The sequence below is a fragment of the Pseudomonas tohonis genome (assembly GCF_012767755.2).
In the GTDB taxonomy this organism is placed as follows: Bacteria; Pseudomonadota; Gammaproteobacteria; order Pseudomonadales; family Pseudomonadaceae; genus Metapseudomonas; species Metapseudomonas tohonis.
The window spans coordinates 2,685,653-2,707,030 of the sequence record NZ_AP023189.1 but is presented as its reverse complement, the minus strand read 5'-3'; the positions used below and the strand labels follow the sequence as shown (position 1 = coordinate 2,707,030).

General features: G+C 69.3%; 19 protein-coding genes. 14 read left to right on the top strand and 5 right to left on the bottom strand.

All coding sequences use genetic code 11. The features are described from left to right. Positions 1-64 precede the first annotated feature (64 nt). From HSX14_RS12450 to HSX14_RS12420, 7 genes are all read left to right on the top strand, one after another. Positions 65-1,714 (top strand): hypothetical protein, encoded by a 1,650-nt coding sequence (locus HSX14_RS12450; protein ID WP_173179738.1) that lies wholly within the window; start codon positions 65-67, stop codon positions 1,712-1,714. Positions 1,715-2,008: 294 nt separating this feature from the next. Continuing rightward, positions 2,009-2,386, top strand: a complete 378-nt coding sequence (locus HSX14_RS12445; RefSeq protein WP_173179740.1) for a hypothetical protein — start codon at positions 2,009-2,011, stop codon at positions 2,384-2,386. Positions 2,387-2,408: 22 nt separating this feature from the next. Further along, positions 2,409-2,735 carry a hypothetical protein gene (locus HSX14_RS12440; protein ID WP_173179742.1) on the top strand — a complete coding sequence of 109 codons (327 nt, stop codon included), beginning with the start codon at positions 2,409-2,411 and terminating at the stop codon, positions 2,733-2,735. Positions 2,736-2,891: 156 nt separating this feature from the next. Continuing rightward, a complete protein-coding gene (locus HSX14_RS12435; protein ID WP_173179744.1) occupies positions 2,892-3,413 on the top strand; it encodes a sigma-70 family RNA polymerase sigma factor in 522 nt (173 codons plus the stop codon). Between the two features lie 5 nt (positions 3,414-3,418). Further along, positions 3,419-4,399: a FecR domain-containing protein gene (locus tag HSX14_RS12430; RefSeq protein ID WP_173179746.1), complete on the top strand. Its 981-nt coding sequence runs from the start codon at positions 3,419-3,421 to the stop codon at positions 4,397-4,399. Between the two features lie 228 nt (positions 4,400-4,627). Further along, positions 4,628-6,985 carry a TonB-dependent siderophore receptor gene (locus HSX14_RS12425; RefSeq protein ID WP_173179790.1) on the top strand — a complete coding sequence of 786 codons (2,358 nt, stop codon included), beginning with the start codon at positions 4,628-4,630 and terminating at the stop codon, positions 6,983-6,985. 678 nt (positions 6,986-7,663) lie between these two features. Further along, the gene (locus tag HSX14_RS12420; RefSeq protein WP_173179792.1) at positions 7,664-8,233 is read left to right on the top strand and encodes an ATP phosphoribosyltransferase regulatory subunit; all 570 of its coding nucleotides are present in this window, start codon (positions 7,664-7,666) and stop codon (positions 8,231-8,233) included. Between the two features lie 247 nt (positions 8,234-8,480). Here the strand turns inward: HSX14_RS12420 and HSX14_RS12415 are convergent, their stop codons facing one another. Beyond that, positions 8,481-9,344 carry a helix-turn-helix domain-containing protein gene (locus tag HSX14_RS12415; RefSeq protein ID WP_173179748.1) on the bottom strand — a complete coding sequence of 288 codons (864 nt, stop codon included), beginning with the start codon at positions 9,342-9,344 and terminating at the stop codon, positions 8,481-8,483. 134 nt (positions 9,345-9,478) lie between these two features. Between HSX14_RS12415 and pobA the strand changes: the two genes are divergently transcribed. Next, positions 9,479-10,660 (top strand): 4-hydroxybenzoate 3-monooxygenase, encoded by a 1,182-nt coding sequence (gene pobA / locus HSX14_RS12410; protein ID WP_173179750.1) that lies wholly within the window; start codon positions 9,479-9,481, stop codon positions 10,658-10,660. An 11-nt stretch (positions 10,661-10,671) separates the two neighbouring features. Here pobA and HSX14_RS12405 read toward each other — a convergent pair whose 3' ends face one another. Together HSX14_RS12405 and HSX14_RS12400 are read right to left on the bottom strand one after the other, a co-directional pair. Then, positions 10,672-11,133, bottom strand: a complete 462-nt coding sequence (locus HSX14_RS12405; protein WP_173179752.1) for a hypothetical protein — start codon at positions 11,131-11,133, stop codon at positions 10,672-10,674. A gap of 85 nt (positions 11,134-11,218) precedes the next feature. Then, the gene (locus HSX14_RS12400; protein ID WP_173179754.1) at positions 11,219-12,406 is read right to left on the bottom strand and encodes an MFS transporter; all 1,188 of its coding nucleotides are present in this window, start codon (positions 12,404-12,406) and stop codon (positions 11,219-11,221) included. A 101-nt stretch (positions 12,407-12,507) separates the two neighbouring features. On the opposite strand from HSX14_RS12400, the gene HSX14_RS12395 reads away from it, so the two are divergent. From HSX14_RS12395 to treS, 3 genes are all read left to right on the top strand, one after another. After that, a complete protein-coding gene (locus tag HSX14_RS12395) occupies positions 12,508-13,290 on the top strand; it encodes an AraC family transcriptional regulator (RefSeq protein ID WP_173179756.1) in 783 nt (260 codons plus the stop codon). 390 nt (positions 13,291-13,680) lie between these two features. Next, positions 13,681-14,349: an HAD family hydrolase gene (locus HSX14_RS12390; RefSeq protein ID WP_173179758.1), complete on the top strand. Its 669-nt coding sequence runs from the start codon at positions 13,681-13,683 to the stop codon at positions 14,347-14,349. Between the two features lie 91 nt (positions 14,350-14,440). After that, complete coding sequence (gene treS, locus HSX14_RS12385; protein WP_173179760.1) at positions 14,441-16,510, top strand: maltose alpha-D-glucosyltransferase; 2,070 nt, start codon at positions 14,441-14,443, stop codon at positions 16,508-16,510. Positions 16,511-16,642: 132 nt separating this feature from the next. On the opposite strand, the gene HSX14_RS12380 is transcribed toward treS, so the two are convergent. Both HSX14_RS12380 and HSX14_RS12375 read right to left on the bottom strand, forming a co-directional pair. Continuing rightward, the gene (locus HSX14_RS12380; protein WP_173179762.1) at positions 16,643-17,104 is read right to left on the bottom strand and encodes an HNH endonuclease; all 462 of its coding nucleotides are present in this window, start codon (positions 17,102-17,104) and stop codon (positions 16,643-16,645) included. A gap of 141 nt (positions 17,105-17,245) precedes the next feature. Then, on the bottom strand, positions 17,246-17,440 hold the full coding sequence (locus tag HSX14_RS12375) for a DUF6021 family protein (protein ID WP_173179794.1): 195 nt from the start codon (positions 17,438-17,440) through the stop codon (positions 17,246-17,248). A gap of 241 nt (positions 17,441-17,681) precedes the next feature. Between HSX14_RS12375 and HSX14_RS12370 the strand changes: the two genes are divergently transcribed. From HSX14_RS12370 to nirD, 3 genes are all read left to right on the top strand, one after another. After that, positions 17,682-17,969 (top strand): hypothetical protein, encoded by a 288-nt coding sequence (locus tag HSX14_RS12370; RefSeq protein ID WP_173179764.1) that lies wholly within the window; start codon positions 17,682-17,684, stop codon positions 17,967-17,969. Positions 17,970-18,371: 402 nt separating this feature from the next. Further along, positions 18,372-20,930, top strand: coding sequence for a nitrite reductase large subunit NirB (gene nirB, locus HSX14_RS12365; RefSeq protein ID WP_173179766.1), 2,559 nt, complete (start codon positions 18,372-18,374; stop codon positions 20,928-20,930). Then, positions 20,930-21,304 carry a nitrite reductase small subunit NirD gene (gene nirD / locus HSX14_RS12360; RefSeq protein WP_173179768.1) on the top strand — a complete coding sequence of 125 codons (375 nt, stop codon included), beginning with the start codon at positions 20,930-20,932 and terminating at the stop codon, positions 21,302-21,304. Before nirB ends, nirD begins: the two co-directional genes overlap by 1 nt. Positions 21,305-21,378: the final 74 nt, after the last annotated feature.

The following is a 21,378-nucleotide window of genomic DNA, read 5'->3' as shown; positions in this document are numbered from 1 at the left end:
ACGATTGCCGCTTGCCGGCCGTTGCGGTAAACAGGAGCGCTTTCCCGCCGTTGTCGCCGCACCGATGAAAAACTGGATCGCCACCTTCTTCCGCATCGTCAGGGACGACAAGGGCCAGACCCAGGGGTACCCCATCCCCTGGGCCATCGAGCGCCCCAGCCTGCATGGCTTCCTCGCCGCCTTCGCCGAGGCCCCCGACGGCCTGCCCGACAGCGAGATCACCCTGCCCGACGAAGCTCCGCCCGCCACCGGCAATGAACTGCGCTGGGCCCCGGGCGCCCTCGATGGCGTGCTCGGCCACCACGCCTCCGCCGAAGATGTCGACACCGCCGACGAGGTGATGGCCGCCCTGCTCGCCACCCTCGACGACCCGACCCGCCACATGGCCCGCCTCTACCAGCTGGTGGCCGACGGCAGCGTGCTCGGCTTCATCGACCAGTTGGTGGAACGCCTGCAGCAGCGCCCCGGCCTGCCACGTGCACGGCTCCATGCCCTGGCCCTGTGGCTGGCGCGCAGCAGCCCCGACCGCGGCGCGGTGAAGTTCGCCCTGGCCCTGCTCGGCGTGCTCGACAGCGGCAGCCAGCGCGAGCTGTTCCTGACCTTCGGCCAGCACGAGGAATTCACCCTCTTCGCCACCATCGCCCTGGGCAACACCCTGGCGCCACCGGAGCGCGAACGCGCCTGGTGGGCGCTGGCCCGCAAGGTCAAGGGCTGGGGTCGCATCCACCTGGTGGAGCGCCTCGCCCAGAACCCATCGCCCGCGGTGCAGGACTGGCTGCTGCGCGAGGGCTACCAGAACTCGGTGATGGTGGAATACCTGGCCTACCCCTGCGCGGTGGGCGGCAACCTGCTGGCGGCGCTGAGCGGCCAGGACGTGGACGACGCCCTGCTCGACGGCGCCGTGGAAATGATCGAGGCACTTATCAATGGCGGCCCCGCCCAGGACATCAACGACTACGCCGACGGTGCCGAGGTGGTGCTGCACCTGCTCGACCACCTGGCACGCCGGCCGCCACGGCACCTGGGGCACTTCCTGGTGGTCGAGGGCATCCGCGACTTCGCCCGCGACCCGCACCAGGACTGGGAGCAGCTCGCGCGCCACGGCTGGACCGAGGCCTGCCGCGAGGACATCGCCCGCCGCGCCGACGCCCTGCGCGGGAACCCGCAGTGGCCGCACCTGGTGAACCAGGGCCTGGGCGAGGACGACGAGCGCCACTTCTGGCTCGCCGCCACCGCCGCCCGGCACCTGGACATCGACCCCTGGGACGCCTGGTTCGAACGCCAGCGCAGCCAGCGCTCCTCGGCCTGGTACCAGCTGATGCAGACCAACGACCCGCAACGGGCCAGCCGGGTCCTCGAACTGGCCCGCCAGCAGCTGGACCTGGCGCACATCGCCAGCGGCCCCGGCAGCGCCCTCGGCCTGGGCCCGGAATACCGCCAGCACAGCGCGCTGGACTTCATCCTCCAGGACCTCGGCCGCTTCCCCGTGCAGGGCTGGGACCTGGTCACCACCGGCCTCGCCAGCCCGGTGGTGCGCAACCGCCACATGGCGCTCAAGACCCTCGCCGCCTGGGGCCGCAACCAGTGGCCGGCCGACACCCTGCAACTGCTGCGACGCACCCTCGACCGCGAACCCGAGCAGAGCGTGCGCGAGCGCATCGCCGAATTGCTGCAGCCGCAGTTGGTGGAAACGCCGCCGCGCCCGACGGAGTGAGCGCGGCGGCGTTGTAGATGGCTCCTGCCTGCGTTAGCTGTTGTGAACGTGATGCGGAGCCTCAAGCACGGTGTTTTCCGGGCATCCATGCCCCCCTGTCACGCCCACCGCGTGGGTTTCGCTTCGCTCTACACCACCCTACGCAAGCCGTTGCGCCCCAAGCGTGATGCGTACCTGGAGGAAGATTCTGCCGAAGAGGTTGGAGCAGCGGCCAAACGCCCCTTTCAGGAGGCCGAGCGCAATCGTCGTTTCAGGGGTTGAGCGACAGGGATGTCGCGAAAGGCGCACCGGGCCATGGATGGCCCGTTACGCCGGGCCATGGATGGCCCGTTACGCCGGGCCCCTGAAACGATGATGGAGCGAGGGAAGTCTGGCTTCAGCCAGACCCGTATGGAGGGGCAAGCGTTTTTGGTTCCTTTTTGGGCGACTGAAAAAAGGGACTCGCCCGGCAAGGCGAAACAGAAACCATCAGCAAAACTCGGCAACCGGCTTGGCCAAAATCTTCTAGCAACACTTAACGCAGACAGAGCCTTGCAAATTGCCCAGGCCACTGCGGCCTCTTCATGCGTTTTGCACGAGCGTCCACGCTGCGCTTATAGCCAATCGCTTGATTCTGCTGGGCTCGCGCCGGATGCCTTTCTGGCACGCCGGCTGCAATGGATTGCGGGCTGACTACAAGAAGGAGGCCCAGCCCATGTTCACCGCCATCAAGGAAATCTACGAAGCGTTCCCCGACCACAGCGTCGCCATCACCCCGCGCAGCGATGGCAAGTGGCTGCTGACCCTGAGCAAGGGCGGCGTCCAGGAGCTGAGCCGGGAGTTCGACGGCGAGGCGGCGTTCAGCCAGCGCCGCATCCGTGGCCTGATCCGCGAGGTGGCCGAGGAGATGCTGCTGGTGGCCTGCGTCGATGCCATGAGCAAGCAGCGCAGCCTGGGTGAACTCCACGGCTTCATCGGCTCGCCCCTGCAGCTGGGCACCACCCCCCACGGACTGGAACGACGCGGCTTCTCGCGCCAGTAACCCGCCCGGCCGCACTGGCGGCGACGTGCCAACCGGCGGGGTGCATGGGAAGCGATGGCAACCACGAAGACGCATTGCGGGGCGCAAGGCCGATCCGTATAGTTGCCACTAATTCTCATTCGCGACAGAGCGCACCCGCGCTGGACCCCCGCTCCGATGCCGCCGACCAATGCCCCGATCCATACCCTCTACCAGAGTCACTCCGCCTGGTTGCTGGGTTTCCTGCGCCGTCGCCTGGGCAGCGGCTTCGATGCCGCCGACCTGATGCAGGACACCTTCCTGCGCGTGCTGCTGCGGCCCCGTGTGTTCGACGGCACGACGGGCGAGCGCTCCTACCTGGCGACCATCGCCCGTGGCCTGTGCATCGACCACTGGCGCCGGCGACAGCTGGAGCAGGACTGGCTCGCCGCCCTGGCTGCCCGTCCCGAGCCGGTGCAGGCGTCCCCCGAACAGCGGGCGCTGATCATCGAAACCCTGCATGAAGTCGACGCCATGCTCCTGCGCCTGCCGCACAAGGTGCGCCGTGCCTTTCTCATGGCCCAGCTCGACGGCATGCCTTACCGCGAGATCGCCGTGGAGATCGGCGTCTCCGAACGCATGGTGAAGAAGTACCTGGCCCAGGCCTTACTCCACTGCGCCGTGCTGGAGGCCGAACTCGACGGCCTGCTGGTGGAATGAGCACCATGGCCAGCCCGGAACGCAGCCTCAGCCACACCAGCCTGCAACAGGCCGCCCACTGGTACGTGCTGCTGCACGACGACGCCCCCAGTGCCCAGCTGCAGGCGCAATGGCAGGCCTGGCTCGACCAGCACCCTGAACACCGCGACGCCTGGCAGTACGTCGAGCGCGTCGGCCAGCGCTTCGCCCCGCTGCAAGCCGACGGCGAGCGCACGCTGGCGAGCCGCACGCTGCAGGGCGACCCGCGCCGCATCAGCCGCCGCCAGGGCCTGAAGAGCCTGCTGGTGCTGGGCGCCGGCTCGCTGCTCGGCTGGGGCACCTGGCGCACCACGCCGCTGCCGCGCCTGGTGGCCGGCTGGACGGCCGACTTCGCCACCGGCACCGCCGAGACCCGGGAGACCGTGCTGGCCGACGGCAGCCACCTGTGGCTGCGTGCCGAAAGCGCGCTGGACGCCGAGTTCAGCGGCGAGCAGCGCCTGCTGAGGCTGCGCTTCGGCGAGGTGCTGATCGACACCGCCAGGGACGCCACGCGCCCCTTCCTGCTGCAGAACCGCCACGGCCGCCTGCGCGCCCTCGGCACGCGCTTCGGCGTGCGCCAGGACCCAGGCTTCACCCGCCTCAGCGTCTACCAGGGCGCGGTGGAAGTGCGCAGCGCCGACAGCGGCCAGCTCAGCGTCATCGAGGCTGGCCAGCGCATCGACTTCGACCGCCTGTCCATGGGCACGCCCGCCCCGGTGCAACGGGCCGGCGAGTCCTGGACGCGCCAGGTGCTGGTGGCCGACGACATGCCCCTCGGCGAGCTGGTCGAAGCCCTCGCCCGCTACCGCCACGGCCACCTCGGCTGCAACCCGGCGGTCGCCGGCCTGCCGGTGATGGGCGCCTTCCCCCTGGGCGATACCGACCAGGCGCTGCAATTGCTCGGCGCCGCGCTACCCATCCGCGTGCAGCGCCTCACCGACTGGTGGCTCAGCGTCGAGCCTGCCTGAGCCCCCCGCCGGACCCGCCGCGCCGACGCCCAGGAAGATATTTTCCAGCGAGCGGTTCCCCTTTTCATTTCTCGTTCGGTTCAACCAGACAACACCGCCATCCGCCACCGAACATTTCCAGGGGACACCATGCACTTGCTCGCCAACCCGACCCTCCGCTTCGCCCTGCGCCCACTCGCGCTCGCCATCCCGGTGGCCCTGTTCGGCGTCGCGCCGCTGCCCACCTCGATGGCCCGGGCCGAGACCGCGCAGCAGGGCGTCGCCGAGCGCCAGTACGACATCGCACCGGGCCCCCTGGTCGCCTCGCTCAATGAATTCAGCAGCCAGGCCGGCATCTACCTCGCCGGCCACAACAGCCTCGCCGCCGGCAAGACCAGCGCTGGCCTGCACGGCCGCTTCAGCGTCACCCAGGGCCTCGCCACACTGCTGCAGGACAGCGGCCTGCAGGCCGTCGACCAGGGCAACGGCGGCTTCGTCCTGCAGCCGGCTCCCCAGGACGGCGCGATGCAACTGGCGCCGACCGCCATCGTCGGCAGCGGCTTCGCCAACGGCCTCGGCCAGGGCGACACGGGCTACCGCGCCGAAGTCAGCACCACCGCCGGCAAGACCGCCACCGCCCTGGCCGACACGCCGCGCTCGGTATCGGTGGTCACCCGCCAGCGCATGGAAGACCAGAAATCCCAGACCCTCACCGACGTGCTCGGCTACGTGCCCGGCATCTACGCCCCGCCCTTCGCCGCCGGGGACGGCCAGGCCGGCGACCTGTTCTTCGTCCGTGGCTTCAACGCCACCGACTGGGGCTACGGCCTGCTCCGCGACGGCCTGCGCATGCAGGGCAACCGCTACGACTCCACCAGCGAGCCCTACGGCCTGGAGCGGGTCGAGGTATTCCGTGGCCCGACCTCCATCCTCTACGGCGAGAATGCCCCGGGCGGCGTCGTCAACATGGTCAGCAAGCGCCCCACCGCCAACCCGCGCGGCGAAGTCGAGCTGACCTACGGCAGCAACAACCGGCGCCAGCTGGGCATCGATGTCTCCGGCCCGCTGGCCGAGGGCGACAACATCCTCGGCCGCCTGGTACTGCTGGGCCGAAACGCCGACACCCAGGTCGACAGCCAGCCGGACGACCGCCTCTACATCGCCCCGTCCGTGACCCTGAACCTCGCCGACGCCACCTCGCTCACGCTGCTCTCGACCTACCAGCGCGACCGCACCCTGATGGAGCTGGGCTACCCCGCCGCCGGCACCCTGTTGCACAACCCCAACGGCAAGATCGACAAGGACACCCTGCTCGGCCACCCCGACTGGGACAAGTTCGAGCGCGAGACCTGGACCCTCGGCTACGAGTTCTCCCACACGCTCAACGACACCTGGCAGTTCCGCCAGAACTCGCGCTACATGCAGTCGCGCATCGACCGCCACGAGATGTGGCCCGGCAGCCTCAACGCCGGCGGCTTCGGCACCACACTCGCCTACACCGCCTACGACCGCACCAACAAATCCATCGCCTACTCCCTGGACAACCAGTTCGAAGGCCACTTCGCCAGTGGCGACTTCGACCACACCGTGCTGCTCGGCGCCAGCCTCGACCGCACCTCGTTCAACCAGAACTGGGATGCCGGTGCCGGTGGCCTGATCAACGTCTTCGACCCGGTCTGGACCACCCGCCCGACCACCCCCGTGCACATCCAGAACGCCCAGCTCGACCAGTCGATGTACGCTGCCTACAGCCAATTGCAGACCCGCTACGACAACTGGGTCCTGCTGCTCGGCGGGCGCCTCGACCGGGTCAACAGCCAGTACCGCAACAAGCCCGGCACCACCAACGCCGCCGCCGACCTCGACTACTGGGACACCGACTTCACCTGGCAGGCCGGCCTGATGTACCAGTTCGAAAACGGCCTCTCGCCCTATGTCAGCTACTCCACGGCCTTCGCCCCGACCCAACAGACCTCCAGCCGCTCCGGCCCCCTGGACCCGACCACCGCCGAGCAGTACGAGGCCGGCATCAAGTACGAGCCCAGGGGCTGGAACACCACCTTCACCGCCTCCGTCTACGACCTGCGCAAGACCGACGACGTGATCTTCGACAGCGCCGCCAACGACTACCGCCAGGTCGGCGAGAGCCGCGCCAAGGGCGTCGAGCTGGAACTCAACAGCGACCTGACCGAGAACCTCAACCTCACCGCCGCCTACACCTACACTGACTCGCGCATCACCAGGGACGCCCAGGGCTCGCTGCTCGAAGACCACCAGATGACCGGCGTGCCGCGCAACCAGGCCTCGGCCTGGGCCAGCTACCGCTTCCTCGACGGCACCCTCAAGGGCCTGCGCATCGGCGGTGGCGTGCGCCACTTCGACAGCACCTTCGCCTACACCCCGGCCTCGCTGTACGGCCGGCTGGACACCGGTGACGTCACCCTGCTGGACGCTGCCATCGGCTACACCATCGACGACAACTGGTCCGCCGAGGTGAACGCCAAGAACCTGCTGGACAAGGAATACGTCGCCGGCTGCAACAACGCCGGGCGCTGCTACTGGGGCGAGGAGCGCACGCTGCTGGGCTCGGTGTCCTTCCACTGGTGAGCGTAATGCGCAGGGTGGACGACGCTCTTTTCATCAATCAAAGGTTCTTGCAGCCCGCACCGCCGCCCGCTTCGTGGGAGCGAATTCATTCGCGATGGAATGTCCAGCCACTCGCAACCCTGTGCCGGCTGCCGGCTTTTCGCGGCTGAAGCCGCTTCTACAAGGAGAGCCCGCCGCGAGACCGGACATGACTGTGTTGGGCCTCGCTGCGCTCGGCGCCAACCTACGGCGTCGTGCCCACCCAAACAATCGGTGCTGCTGGAGCGCGCGGAGCCAGGGCAGCCCTGCGGCCTGCTTGGCGACTGAAGTCGCCCCTACGAATGGCTGCCACCTTGAAGCGCGGAGCCTATGGGTCGGGGGCAACCCGACAATCGATTCCGGGTTGCCCCTTGCCGACGAACGATGGCCCATGCCAGGATTCGCGCCATGAACAGCTTCCCGAACAACCGCATCCATCATCACGGCTCCCCCTCCGGGCGCCGTGATTGCTCATGCCCGTTGCAAGCTGACTGAATCGGCTGCGATGGACACGCAAAGGCGCCCAAGGGCGCCTTTTTTCATGCCTGTAGAAAACCAGAGAGGAACCAGAAATGACCATGCTACGAGGAACCCGGATCATCACCGGCGAAGAAGCCAAAGCCATGCGCGAGATCGAGGGCCGCTTCCGGAGCTGGCTTCATCGCCGCCGGGGCTGAGGAAGCGATAGTCCCCGCGCTGTGGGGCCAGGACACCTTCATCGAGAAGGCCGGCGGCAGCGAGATCATGGGGCAGATGTGGGCCTTCGACGACAAGGCCGGGCGCCCCTGCTGCCTGATCCCCGAAGCCACCGCGCTGTTCCAGGAGCGCAGCGCCCTCCTGCTGGCCGGGCGCCGGGAAGCCACCTTCTTCTATGCAGCGCGCTGCTACCGCTACGAGCGTCCCCAGGCCTTGCGCTACCGCGAATTCACCCAGCTGGGCGTCGAGGTGCTAGGCGACCCCGAACGCGGCCTGGCCCGCAGCCAGGCGCTGTGCATCGGCTTCCTCGACTCACTCGGGCTGGAATACGAGCTGGACCTTCGTGCCAGCCGCGGGCTGACCTACTACCTGGGTGGCCAGGGCTTCGAAGTGCGCTGCCCCGTGCTCGAGAACCAGCGCCAGGTGGTGGGCGGCGGCGCCTATGCCGAAGGCGCCGGTTTCGGCATCGGGCTCGAACGCCTGGCCATGGCGCTGGCCTTGCAGCGAGCCGGGGAAACACCGCTCTCCCCGTAGGTTGGGCTGAGGCACGAAGCCCAACGCGACACGGCTGAACATCGCTGCGTTGGGCCTCGCTGCGCTCGGCGCCAACCCACGCCTGTAGGAGCGAATTCATTCGCGATGGAATGTCCAGCCACTCGCAACCCTGTGCCGGCTGCGGGTCTTTCGCGGCTGAAGCCGCTCCCACAAGCAATGCCCGCGCGAGGACGAACAGCGCTGCGTTGGGCCTCGCTACGCTCGGCACCCACCTACGGTGCCGCCCCTACCGACGCATACGGAACGCCTTGGGCGACAGCCCCGTGCCGCGCTTGAAGAAGCGCGAGAAGTAGGCCGGTTCGGAGAAGCCCAGGCTGTCGGAGACCTGGTTGATGGTCATCGCCGTGTAGACCAGGCAGCGCTTGGCCTCCAGCAGCAGGCGCGCGCTGATCATCTGCAGGGCGGACTGGCCGGCCAGGCGCCGGCACAGGGCGTTGAGGTGGGCGGCGCTGATGCCGAGGGCCGCGGCGTACCAGTCGATGGGGCGGTGTTCGCGGTAATGGGCTTCGAGCAGGCGGGTGAAGCGCTGCAGGTGCTCGCGTCCCCGGTCCTGCGCCGGCGCCTCTGCGCGGGACAGATCCAGCGAGCGGCGCCCCACCCACACCAGCAGCGCGCTGATCAGCGACTGCAGCATCAGCTCGCGGCCCGGCGCCTGGTCGCCGTACTCCTGGGCCAGGGATTCGAACAGCGCGTCCAGGTAGCGCTTGTGCCCTGCCACCGGATAACAGGCGGCGCGGGCCAGCGGCGGTTCGTCCAGGGCCGCGCCGAGCTGGTCCACCAGCGGCAGAGCCAGGCTCAGCACGTAGCCACGGATGTCCTCCGAGAAACGGAAGCCGTGCACGCAGAGCGCCGGCACCACCTGCAGCGCGGCCACCTCGACGCGGTTGACCACGCCCTCCACCTCCAGCTCCGCCGTACCGCCCTGCACGTAGAGCACCTGCACCAGCTCGCCGTGGCGATGGGGACGGATCTCCCAATCGTGCAGGGCGCTGCGTTCGGGGATCGACTCGCAATGGATCAGGTCCGGCGTCGGCCAGGCGCGGGTCTCGCCGTAGAGGCGGAACACCGGAACCGGGGAAACCTGCGACATGAAAGCCTCGGAAAGTCCATGAAACCAACCGGATAGTGCCTTCAAAGGCGCCGACCATCCACCAAAAATACAGAGGACCACAACAACAACGGGCCAGGCGACGTGCCGACCGAGGCCCCATGAGGACAACAACAATGAAGACTCGAGTCGCCATCATCGGCGCCGGCCCCTCCGGCCTCCTGCTCGGCCAGCTGCTGCACAAGGCCGGTATCGACACCGTCATCCTCGAACGCCAATCCGCCGATCATGTGCTGGGCCGCATCCGCGCCGGCGTGCTCGAACAGGGCATGGTCGAGCTGCTGCGCGAAGCCGGGGTCGGTGCGCGCATGGACCGCGAAGGGCTGGTCCACGACGGCTTCGAACTGGCCTTCGATGGCCGCCGCGAACGCATCGATCTCAAGGGGCTCACCGGCCGCACGGTGATGATCTACGGCCAGACCGAAGTCACCCGCGACCTGATGGACGCCCGCCGGGCCAGCGGGGCGCGCACGTTCTACAACGCAGCCGAGGTGGCCCTGCACGACCTGCAGAGCGACCGTCCCCACGTCACCTTCACCCACAACGGCGAGACACTGCGCCTGGATTGCGACTACATCGCCGGCTGCGACGGCTTCCACGGCGTGGCGCGCAGGTCCATCCCCACAGGCGTGCTCAGGGAATTCGAACGGGTCTACCCCTTCGGCTGGCTCGGCGTGCTGGCCGACACCCCGCCGGTGGCCGAGGAGCTGGTCTACGCCGCCCACGAGCGCGGCTTCGCCCTGTGCAGCATGCGCTCGCCGACCCGCACCCGGTACTACGTGCAGGTGGGCATTGAAGAGCGGGTGGAGGACTGGTCCGACGCGCGCTTCTGGGAAGAACTCAAGCGCCGCCTGCCGGCCGACACCGCCGCGAGCCTGGTGACCGGTCCCTCCCTGGAAAAGAGCATCGCGCCCCTGCGCAGCTTCGTGGTGGAGCCCATGCAGCACGGCCGGCTGTTCCTGGTGGGCGACGCCGCGCACATCGTCCCGCCCACCGGCGCCAAGGGCCTGAACCTCGCCGCCAGCGACGTCAGCACCCTCTATCGCATCCTCCTGGCCGTGTACCGCGAAGGCCGCCACGCCCTCGCCGCGCGCTATTCGGAAATCTGCCTGAAGCGCGTCTGGAAGGCCGAGCGCTTCTCCTGGTGGATGACCTCGATGCTGCACCGCTTCCCCGACACCGACGCCTTCAGCCGGCGCATGCAGCGGGCCGAACTGGACTACTTCGTCGGCTCCGAGGCCGGCCGCACCAGCATCGCCGAGAACTACGTGGGGCTGCCCTATGAACCGGTGGAGTGAGGGGTGGCCGGCTAGCGCTTTTCCACGGTGATGGGGATGGCCTTCAGCCGGTAGGCGTCGACTATGGCCTGCGCCTCCGCCTTCGACAGCACGTCGAGCTGCGCCTGGCGCAGGGTCTCCGCGAAGCTGTACATCGAGCGCAGCAACACCAGGCGGTAGACGTCCATGCGCTCCTCGGGTCGGCTGCAGCGGCTGGCGCAGAACTCGCGGTAGACCCGCGCCATCTCCTCGAAGATCACCAGGTTGGCCTCGGCGTCGCGCTTGTAGAGGTCGACCGCCCGCTCGTAGCTGATGCCGTCGATGGGCTCGAACACCTGGGTCACCGCACGGATGCGCGCCAGCACCTGCGGCGACAGCTGCTCGTGCACGCGATCGTTGAGGCGCACGCTGTTGGGGTCCACCGTCTGGGCCGCCGCCGCGTGGCCGGTGAGGAGCACGGCCAGGCAGGCGGCGAGGAGCTGTTTCAGGGTCATGGGAAGGTCCGTTTCTCGGGGCGATCATCCTAGCGCGCAGGCCCCGGCAACGCACGGCCGTCCAGCGGCGAGGACCCGCGATGCCCTAGCCGATCTGCCGCGCCCTGCCCGCCAGCCAGCCGGCCACCGCCATGGCCAGGGACAGCCCCAGGCACAGCGTCAGCGCCAGGCCCCAGCCGCCGGCGGCGTCGTGCAGGCGGCCCATCAGCGGCGGGCCGAAGGCGGCCAGCAGGTAGCCCACGCACTGGGCCATGCCGGAGAGCGCAGCGGCTTGCTGCGGGTTGCCGGCGCGCAGGCTGATGAAGGTCAGGCCGAGAATGATCACGGCGCCCGCCCCGGCGCCGAAGAGCATGGCCCAGAGGATCGACCAGCCCGGCGCCAGCAGCAGGCCGAGCAGCCCGACACCGGCCAGCAGCGCCATGGCCAGGGCGACCAGCCGCTGGTCACGCAGGCGGTTGAGCAGCGGCGCCAGCACCAGCCCCGGCAGCGCCGACGCCAGTTGCAGCAGGCCATGGGCGGTGCCCGCCTCGGCCGGTGAGTAGCCGGCACTGGCCATGATCGACGGCAGCCAGCCCACCAGCACGTAGTAGAGGAAGGAGTTGATGCCCATGAACAGGGTGATCTGCCAGGCCAGCGCCGAATGCCAGACGCGCCCGCCGTGCAGCGGCCCCGGCGTGCCCTGGGCCGGCGCGCTGTGCTGGCCCAGCTGCGGGCTCCAGGCCACCATCGCCAGCAGCGGCAGGACGATCACCGAGCCCAGCGCCAGGCGCCAGCCGCTCTCGGCCGCCTGGGCCAGGGGCACCGCCACCATCGACGCCAGGGCGGCGGCGACGCCCATGGTCACCGCATAGGCGCCGGTGAGGCTGGCGATGCTGCGGGGGAAATCGCGCTTGAGCAGGCTCGGCAGCAGCACGTTGCCGACGGCGATGCCCGAGCCGATCACCCAGGTGCCCAGGTACAGGCACCAGGCCGGCCCCAGCGAGCGCATGACGATGCCGCCGGCGATCAGGATCAGCGCGCCGAACAGCGTGGGCTCCAGCCCGTACTCGCGGGCCAGCAACGCGGAGAACGGCGAGATCAGCGCGAAGGCCAGCAGCGGCAGGGTGGTGAGGATGCCGGCCTCGGCATTGGACAGGCCGAACGCCGGCTGGATCAGGTCCAGCAGCGGCGCCACGCCGGTGACGGGCGCGCGCAGGTTGGCGGCGATGAGCAGGATGCCGACGATCAGCAAGGCGGGTCGGGCGACCGAGGCGGTCAGGGTGCGGGTGGACATGGAAACGGGCCGAAGAGGGGTGGGCCGCTACGTTACGCCTACACGCACCGGCTGAATCTGGATATATTGCCGATCGATTTTCAAATCCGGCCATATTCGCCATGTCCCTGGAACGCGCCCTCAGCATCGACCCGGACCTCTCCCACCGCCCCGCCGTGGCGATGAAAGTCGATACCTCCGACAGCCGCAGCGAAGTGCCCATGCACAGCCACCGCAAGGGCCAGCTGATCATCGCGCTGCGCGGCGGCGTCACCTGCGAGGTGCCGGGCGCCCTGCTGATGGTGCCGCCGCAATGCGCCATCTGGCTGCCCGGCGGCACGCCCCACAGCAACCGCGCCACCGCCAACGCGCACATCTGGTTCCTCTTCGTCGAACCCGGCTGCGCGGACCTGCCGGACGAGTGCTGCACCCTGAGCATCACGCCGCTGCTGCGCGAGGGCATCCGCCATCTCGCCGAGCTGCCCTGGGACTACGAGCCCGGCAGCGCCACGGACCACCTGGTGCGTTTCCTCCTCGCCGAACTGGCGCGCATGCCCCGCGAGCGGCACCTGCTGCCGGTCTCGGACGACCCGCGCATCCGCCTCATCGCCACCGCCCTGGCCGACGACCCGGCCGATCGCAGCACCCTGGCGCAATGGGCCGCGCGCGTGGCCATGAGCGAGCGCAGTCTGGCGCGCCTGGTGCAGAAGGAAACCGGCCTCAGCTTCGGCCGCTGGCGCCAGCAGCTGCACCTGCTGGTGGCCCTGCGCCTGCTGGCCGGCGGCGCAACGGTGCAGCAGGTCTCGGGCGATCTTGGCTACGAGTCGGTGAGCGCGTTCATCACCATGTTCAAGAAGGCCCTGGGCATGCCGCCGGCCCGCTACTTCGCGGCCCTGGAGGGCTAGAAACCACCGTCGACCTATGGCCGATCCGTGCCGGTGGATGGCCCGTAGCCCGGGCTTCAGCCCGGGGTTTCAATCGACCCCGCCTGGTGGATGAAAAGAGCGTCATCCACCCTACCCCCCGCCCAGAAGCCGCACCGCCCCGTAGGGGGGGCCACGCTCCACCGGTCCACCAAGCGCGGCCAGGCGTGGCCCCCAAGCCCGGCACCAGCAATCGGTCGTGGGAGCGAATTCATTCGCGAAAAGCAGCCCCGCGCCCGGCATCGGCCCGGGGTCGAAATCAGCGCCTACGCGCGCCCCCGACAGCGTCGCCCCTACCCTTCCCCCTTGGCGCAGCCCGCCCGCGAATGCGATTCTGTCGCCCGTCCTGCAGCAGTCATCGGGGGAAAGGCAATGGACGCGGCACGCATCGAAGGTTTCCTGCTCGACCTGGACGGCACCCTGGTCGACACCGAGAGCATCAACCTGGCGAGCACCGTGGCGGCCATCGAGACCCTCGGCCTGGCGGGCGCCGCCGAGCTGTGCGAGGCGCTGGTGGGCATCGACTGGCCGGCCTACCGCCAGCGCCTGTTCGACCACTACGGCGAGGACTTCCCGCTCAAGGATTTCGGCGCCGCCTACTTCGCCCACAAGGCGCGGATCATGGAGCACGGCCTGCCGCTCAAGGAAGGCGTGGTGCCGCTGCTGGAGGCCATGCGCGCCAGCGGCCGGCCCATGGCGATCGCCACCTCCTCGGGCCGCGAGACCGCCGAGGAGCACCTGGAGCTGGGGGGCATCGCCCATTACTTCGACGCCGTCGCGACCCGTGACGACGTGCCCCTGGGCAAGCCCGACCCGGCCCTGTACCTGCTCGCCGCCCGCCATATCGACCGCCACCCCGGCGCCTGCCTGGCCATCGAGGACTCCATCCCCGGCGTCGCCGCCGCCCACGCCGCCGGCGTGCCCACGCTGATGGTGCCGGACCTGCGCCAGCCGCCCGAGGCGACCCGCGCCCTGTGCCTGGACGTGCTGCCGAGCCTGGTGCAGGTGCTGGAGCTGCTGCGCCGCCAGGGCGTGGTCTGAGATCACCTGAACAAAGCCCCCGCTCCATCGCTCTCAACAAGGGAAGCGCTGCCGGCCCGTTCCCGGTGGCCCACCACCCAGGGAGCGAACGATGCCCATCACCGACAGCGACCAGGTCACCTGGCTGGTCGAACACTCCATGCTCGAAGCCGCACGCCAGCGGGCGCGCCTGTATGCCGGCCAGCCGCGCCTGTGGCAACACCCCTATGCGCAGACCCGGCCGCGCAGCGTCACCGCCGTGGCCTCGGTGTGGGTCACCGTCTACCCCGCCTCGATCATCACCGCCGAGGGCGGCTCGGTGCTCGAGGCGCTGGGCGACGAGCGCCTCTGGGCGGCCTTCTCCGACCTCGGCATCCAGGGCATCCACACCGGGCCGCTGAAGCGCTCCGGCGGGTTGCGCGGGCGTGACTACACGCCGACCGTGGACGGCAACTTCGACCGCATCGGCCTGGACATCGACCCGCGCTTCGGCACCGACGAGCAGCAGGTCCATCTCAGCCGCGTGGCCGCCGCGCACAACGCGGTGACCATCGACGACAGCATCCCCGCCCACACCGGCAAGGGCGCCGACTTCCGCCTGGCGGAGATGGCCTATGGGGACTACCCCGGCATCTACCACATGGTGGAGATCCAGGAAGCCGACTGGCCGCTGCTGCCGGAGGTGCCCGAGGGCCGCGACGCGGTGAACCTGCCGCCGGAGACGGTGGACGCCCTGCGCGACCGCCACTACCTGGTGGGCCAGCTGCAACGGGTGATCTTCTTCGAGCCCGGGGTCAAGGAGACCGACTGGAGCGCCACGGCGCCGGTGCATGGCGTGGACGGCAAGCTGCGGCGCTGGGTCTACCTGCACTACTTCAAGGAAGGCCAGCCGTCACTGAACTGGCTGGACCCGACCTTCGCCGCGCAACAGCTGATCATCGGCGACGCCCTGCACTCCATCGACGTGCTCGGCGCCCGCGTGCTGCGCCTGGATGCCAACGGCTTCCTCGGCGTCGAGCGGCGTGCCCAGGGCAACGCCTGGTCGGAGAGCCACCCGCTGTCGGTCACCGGCAACCAGTTGCTCGGCGGCATGATCCGCAAGGCCGGCGGCTTCAGCTTCCAGGAACTGAACCTGACCCTGGACGACATCGCCGCCATGTCCCAGGGCGGCGCCGACCTCTCCTACGACTTCATCACCCGCCCGGCCTACCAGCACGCCCTGCTCACCGGCGACACCGAGTTCCTGCGCCTGATGCTCAACCAGATGCATGCGTTCGGCATCGACCCGGCCTCGCTGATCCACGCCCTGCAGAACCACGACGAGCTGACCCTGGAGCTGGTGCACTTCTGGACCCTGCACGCCAACGACACCTATGTGTTCAAGGGCCAGAGCCTGCCGGGCAACATCCTCCGCGAGCACATCCGCGCCGAGATGTACGAGCGCCTGGCCGGCAAGGACGCGCCCTACAACCTCAAGTTCGTCACCAACGGCGTGTCCTGCACCACCGTGAGCATCATCACCGCCGCCCTCGGCATCCGTGATCTCGACGCCATCACCGAGGCCGACATCGCACGCATCCGCCAGGTGCACCTGTTGCTGCTGATGTTCAACGCCATGCAGCCGGGCATCGTCGCCCTCTCCGGTTGGGACCTGGTGGGCGCCCTGCCGCTGGCGCCCGAACAGGTGGAGCCGCTGCTGGCCGACGGCGACACGCGCTGGATCCACCGCGGCGCCTACGACCTGGCGGACCTGGCGCCCGAGGCGACGCTTTCCAGCGAAGGCATGCCCCGGGCGCGCAGCCTCTACGGCAGCCTGGTGGAACAGCTCCAGGACCCGGACTCCTTCGCCGCCCAGGCGCGGCGCATGCTCGCCGTGAGGCGCGCCTACGGCGTGGCCTCCAGCCGGCAGATCCTGATTCCCGAGACGCAGCACCCCGCGCTCCTGGTGATGGTCCACGAGCTACCCGCCGGGCGCGGCATCCAGGTCACCGCGCTGAACTTCGGCGCCGAGCCGCTCAGCGAGGTCATCGTGCTGCCCAACGTCCCGCCGGGCCCGGTGGTGGACATGATCAACGAGCGCCTGGAGGGCGACCTCACCGAACAGGGCGAACTGCGCCTGGAGCTGGACGGCTATGAAGGCCTGGCCTTGCGCGTGGCGACCAATGCGCCGCTGGGCATGTAAGGCAGGGCACGGCGCCCGCCGCGGGCTCTGACGCAGGAGCGAGCTCTGCTCGCGAAGCGCTCACCCGCCGCCGCTCCCGGGCTGAAGCCCGGGCTAGGGGGCTACGTTCGGTGACCAATGCGCGTTGCATCTCTAGGCGACGCCGATACCGCTGCCGCCCTGGGGCCCCTGGTTATCACGATCGCCGCGATAGGTGCTGCGGGTCGCCCTACGCTTGCGGTTGCGGGAGCCGCCATTGCACTCGGAGCAGGACAGCACCAGATTCCAGGCGCTGCCGTCATCGTTTTGCCAGCCCTCGGCATCCTCGAACAGTCCGCGGACTTCCCTGTAGTCGATGTCGTGCTTGCCCAGGCTCTTGCGTTTCGGCGCCCGCCCCATTTGCTGATTGACCACGTGATCGCCCTCGACCCCCGAGGACGAGACGGGGTAGCCGCACCAGGCGCAGCGAAAGAAAACGAGCTGCTGGCCCCGCACCGACTCCACGAAGAAATTGCCCGTTCTATAGGCGTTATTGATCACCTGGGCCTTGTACGAGGTACCGGGCCAGTCCAGCAGGGTGTGTTTGTTTCCGTCTTCATCGTAGTAATCCGGCATGACATATCGCTCCTTGTGCTGGTGAAACTCCGGAAAGCAACAGACTAGAAGCCAATCGGAACAGCGCAAGGGCGGTGCGAAGACGCAGTTGGGCGGGCCGCGAGCGAAAGGGTCGTCGACCACGCTCACCGGCCCGGAGCGTCAATCGTAGGGCGGGTACTGCTTGCCGGGGGCGCGTGGGCTGTCCGGGTGGTCGCCGCCGGTGGGGACCTGCGGCGGCCCGGGCGGGTCGACCTGCGGGTCGGCGAGGTCGGGGGAGTCGGGGTCGAAGCCCAGCTCGTCGCCCACCTGGCGCCGCGCGCGCTCGCCATCGCGCTCTTTCGGGTAGCCCGGCAGGCCGCGGCGCTCCTCGGGCGAGTCACGCCGGAGCCGGTTCGTGGGGTCGGTTTTGCCCTGTTGGGTCATGACGCCTCTCCTCTGTGGCTGTAGAGGGTTCGAGAGGCGACGGCGGCGGGGGTTCGGCCTATCTGACGCGCGGAGTCGCGTTTTTTTCATCCGGCGATGGCCGCGCCCGCGACGCTGGATTACCCTGGCGGCCTTTCGCCCCCGGGCGCGCGCCTATCGCTGGAGACCCTGCATGTACCAAGACACCGCCACCCTGACCGTCAGCGCCGAACACTTCGGGCGCGAAGCCGAGGCGGTGGACAATGCCCGCGTGGACATCGGCCTGGAGACCGTCTCCCCGGGCGTGATGAAGGTGCACTTCAAGGGCCAGCTGGCGGCCCCGGACGAGCCGACCCACGTCTGCATCACCTTGGACATCGGCCTCACCTACTACGGCCCGATCACCGGTGGCGACGCCAATGCCGAAGGCGGCTGGCTGAGCTTCGAATGCGACATGCTCGACCCCGACCTGCTCAACTGACCGCCCCGGCGCGCCGCTCCAAAACGGGGACCGGCGTGCCCCGGCGCCCCATCATGGTTCAGCCGGCCGCCACGTTCGCGGCCTGACTCCACCGCCACGGCAAGCCCCGCGCACCTTGCCCCGCAAGGGCCGCGCCCGCCCCGCCGCACCCCTTTCACGCAACTGGCATGCAACCTGCTTTTCCCTGGTCGACCCCGCTGGATTTCTCCCTCGGGGTCTCCCGCGCGGTCGCCGATGACCCAGCACAGCGGGACGGATGGCCAGGGCAACGGAGCCCGCACGGCCCTCCCCGACACCCACGAATCCCAGGCAAAGGCGCCTGGAGCCGCTCGACGGTTCCAGGCGCTTTTTTTTGCATTTTTTTCCGCAGGCCCTGGCAGCGGCTTCGACAGAGGAAGGCTCATGAACGCCATCGTCACCCCGATCAAAAGCGAGATCCTGGTCGTCATCGGCAACGGCATGGTCGGTCACCACTGCGTGGAGCAGTTGATCGAACGCGGTGCCCTGGCGCGCTACCAGGTGCATGTCTACGGCGAGGAGCGCCAGCGCGCCTACGACCGCGTGCACCTCTCCGAATACTTCACCGGCAAGGACGCCGGGGCCCTGGCCCTGGGCGAGCCCGGCCTCCATGCCCGCCACGGCGTGCACCTGCACCTGGGCGTGCCGGTGCTGGAGATCGACCGCGAACGCCGCGAAGTGGTCACCGCCGAGGGCCGCCAACCCTACGATCGCCTGGTGCTGGCCACCGGCTCCTACCCCTTCGTGCCGCCGATCCCCGGTGCCGAGGGCCGCTCGCGCCTGGTCTACCGCACCCTCGACGACCTCGACGGCATCCGCGAGGCCGCCGCCTGCGCCCGGCGTGGCGTGGTGGTGGGCGGCGGCCTGCTCGGCCTGGAAGCGGCCAACGCGCTGAAGTCCCTGGGCCTGGAAGCCCATGTGGTGGAGTTCGCCCCACGGCTGATGCCGGTGCAGCTGGATGCCGATGGCGGCGACGCCCTGCGCGCCCGCATCGAGGCCCTTGGGGTGGGCGTGCACCTGGCCCGTGCCACCCAGGAGATCGTCGTCGGCGAGGAATACGCCTACCGCATGCGGTTCAACGACGGCGAATTCCTCGAGACCGACCTGATTGTCTTCTCCGCCGGCATCCGCCCGCAGGACGCCCTCGGCCGCGCCGCCGGCCTGGAGATCGCCCCGCGCGGCGGCGTGGCGATCGACAACGACTGCCGCACCAGCGACCCGGCGATCTTCGCCATCGGCGAGTGCGCCTCCTGGAACGGCAGCGTCTTCGGCCTGGTCGCCCCTGGCTACGCCATGGCGCGCAACCTCGCCGCGCTGCTGGCCGGCCAGCCCCACGAGCCCTTCACCGGCGCCGACCTGTCCACCAAGCTCAAGCTGCTGGGCGTGGACGTCGGCTCCATCGGCGATGCCCACGCCGCCACGCCCGGTGCGCGCAGCTACCGTTTCATCGACGAGGCCAGCGCCAGCTACCGGCGCCTGGTGGTGTCCGCCGACGGCAAGCGGGTGCTGGGGGCGGTGCTGGTGGGCGACAACAGCTACTACGACACCCTGCTGCAGTACGCGCAGAACGGCATCGAGCCGCCCCGGGACCCGTCGAGCCTGATCCTGCCCCGCTCCGAGGGCGCACCGGCCCTGGGCGCCGACGCCCTGCCGGCCAGCGCGACCCTGTGCTCCTGCCACAACGTCAGCAAGGGCGCGGTGTGCGGCGCGGTGGACGAAGGCTGCACCGACCTGGGCGAGCTGAAGGCGCGGACCAAGGCCGCCACCGGCTGCGGGGGCTGCGCCGCGCTGCTCAAGCAGGTCTTCGAGCACGAGCTGGGCGCCCGTGGCGTGGCCGTCGACACGAGCCTGTGCGAGCACTTCGCCCACACCCGCCAGGCGCTCTACGCGATGGTGCGGGTGGAAGGCATCCGCAGCTTCGAGGAACTGCTGGCCCGCCATGGCCGTGGCCACACCGGCTGCGACATCTGCAAGCCGGCGGTGGGCTCGATCCTGGCGTCCTGCTGGAACCAGTCGATCACCGACCCGCTGCTGGTGCCGCTGCAGGACACCAACGACACCTTCATGGCCAACATGCAGAAGAACGGCACCTACTCCATCGTGCCGCGCATCGCCGGCGGCGAGATCACCCCGGACAAGCTCATCGTCCTCGGCCAGGTGGCAAAAAAATACGATCTGTATACCAAGATCACCGGCGGCCAGCGCATCGACCTGTTCGGCGCCCAGCTGCACGAGCTGCCGGATATCTGGGGCGAGCTGATCGAGGCGGGCTTCGAGACCGGGCATGCCTACGGCAAGTCCCTGCGCACGGTCAAATCCTGCGTCGGCAGCACCTGGTGCCGCTACGGCGTGCAGGACAGCGTGGCCATGGCCCTGCACCTGGAGAACCGCTACAAGGGCCTGCGCTCGCCGCACAAGATCAAGTTCGCCGTCTCCGGCTGCACCCGTGAATGCGCCGAGGCGCAGAGCAAGGACGTCGGCGTGATCGCCACCGACAAGGGCTGGAACCTCTACGTCTGCGGCAACGGCGGCATGCGCCCGCGCCATGCCGAGCTGCTGGCCACCGACCTCGACGACGAGGCCCTGGTGCGCGCCATCGACCGCTTCCTGATGTTCTACGTGCGCACCGCCGACAAGCTGCAGCGCACCTCGGTGTGGCGCGAGGGCCTGGAGGGCGGGCTGGACTACCTCAAGGCGGTGATCCTCGACGACAGCCTGGGCCTGGGCGCCGAGCTGGAGGCGCAGATGCAGCAGGTAATCGACCGCTACGAATGCGAATGGGCCAATGCCCTGAAGGACCCGGAGAAGCTCAAGCGCTTCCGCACCTTCGTCAACGACCAGCGCGGCGACCCCGACATCCACTTCGTCCGCGAACGCGGCCAGCGCCGGCCGGCGACCGCCAGCGAACTCCACCTGATACCCGTCACCGAGGAGGTGAATTGATGAGCCAGCCCCACGCCCTGCGAACCACGTCCCAGCCCACCTGGCGCACGCTCTGCGCAGCCCGCGACCTGGTCGCCAACTCCGGCGTCGTCGCCTGGCTCGATGGCGCCCAGGTCGCCCTCTTCCTCCTGCCCGGGGCGGAGGACGGCGAGCGCCTCTACGCCATCGAGAACCGCGACCCGAAATCCGGCGCCAACGTCATCGGCCGCGGCCTGCTCGGCCACATCAAGGGCGAACTGGTGATCGCCTCGCCGCTGTACAAGCAGCACTTCCGCCTGGAGGACGGCAGCTGCGTGGAATACCCCGAACAGCGCCTGCGGGTGTGGCCGGCACGGCTCAACGGCGAGGCGGTGCAAGTGGCGGTAGACGCGTAAGGCCCCGCCAGGGTCGTAGGGGCGAATTCATTCGCGAAAGGGTGGAGGCCGCTGCGTTGGGCCTCGCTGCGCTC

What these genes read in the sequence shown, in the direction of transcription:
- HSX14_RS12450 (WP_173179738.1), top strand. Translation starts at nt 65, where the DNA reads ATGAAAAACTGGATCGCCACCTTCTTCCGCATCGTCAGGGACGACAAG.
- HSX14_RS12445 (WP_173179740.1), top strand. Translation starts at nt 2,009, where the DNA reads ATGGATGGCCCGTTACGCCGGGCCATGGATGGCCCGTTACGCCGGGCC.
- HSX14_RS12440 (WP_173179742.1), top strand. Translation starts at nt 2,409, where the DNA reads ATGTTCACCGCCATCAAGGAAATCTACGAAGCGTTCCCCGACCACAGC.
- HSX14_RS12435 (WP_173179744.1), top strand. Translation starts at nt 2,892, where the DNA reads ATGCCGCCGACCAATGCCCCGATCCATACCCTCTACCAGAGTCACTCC.
- HSX14_RS12430 (WP_173179746.1), top strand. Translation starts at nt 3,419, where the DNA reads ATGGCCAGCCCGGAACGCAGCCTCAGCCACACCAGCCTGCAACAGGCC.
- HSX14_RS12425 (WP_173179790.1), top strand. Translation starts at nt 4,628, where the DNA reads ATGGCCCGGGCCGAGACCGCGCAGCAGGGCGTCGCCGAGCGCCAGTAC.
- HSX14_RS12415 (WP_173179748.1), bottom strand. Translation starts at nt 9,344, where the DNA reads ATGTCGCAGGTTTCCCCGGTTCCGGTGTTCCGCCTCTACGGCGAGACC.
- pobA (WP_173179750.1), top strand. Translation starts at nt 9,479, where the DNA reads ATGAAGACTCGAGTCGCCATCATCGGCGCCGGCCCCTCCGGCCTCCTG.
- HSX14_RS12405 (WP_173179752.1), bottom strand. Translation starts at nt 11,133, where the DNA reads ATGACCCTGAAACAGCTCCTCGCCGCCTGCCTGGCCGTGCTCCTCACC.
- HSX14_RS12400 (WP_173179754.1), bottom strand. Translation starts at nt 12,406, where the DNA reads ATGTCCACCCGCACCCTGACCGCCTCGGTCGCCCGACCCGCCTTGCTG.
- HSX14_RS12395 (WP_173179756.1), top strand. Translation starts at nt 12,508, where the DNA reads ATGTCCCTGGAACGCGCCCTCAGCATCGACCCGGACCTCTCCCACCGC.
- HSX14_RS12390 (WP_173179758.1), top strand. Translation starts at nt 13,681, where the DNA reads ATGGACGCGGCACGCATCGAAGGTTTCCTGCTCGACCTGGACGGCACC.
- treS (WP_173179760.1), top strand. Translation starts at nt 14,441, where the DNA reads ATGCCCATCACCGACAGCGACCAGGTCACCTGGCTGGTCGAACACTCC.
- HSX14_RS12380 (WP_173179762.1), bottom strand. Translation starts at nt 17,104, where the DNA reads ATGCCGGATTACTACGATGAAGACGGAAACAAACACACCCTGCTGGAC.
- HSX14_RS12370 (WP_173179764.1), top strand. Translation starts at nt 17,682, where the DNA reads ATGTACCAAGACACCGCCACCCTGACCGTCAGCGCCGAACACTTCGGG.
- nirB (WP_173179766.1), top strand. Translation starts at nt 18,372, where the DNA reads ATGAACGCCATCGTCACCCCGATCAAAAGCGAGATCCTGGTCGTCATC.
- nirD (WP_173179768.1), top strand. Translation starts at nt 20,930, where the DNA reads ATGAGCCAGCCCCACGCCCTGCGAACCACGTCCCAGCCCACCTGGCGC.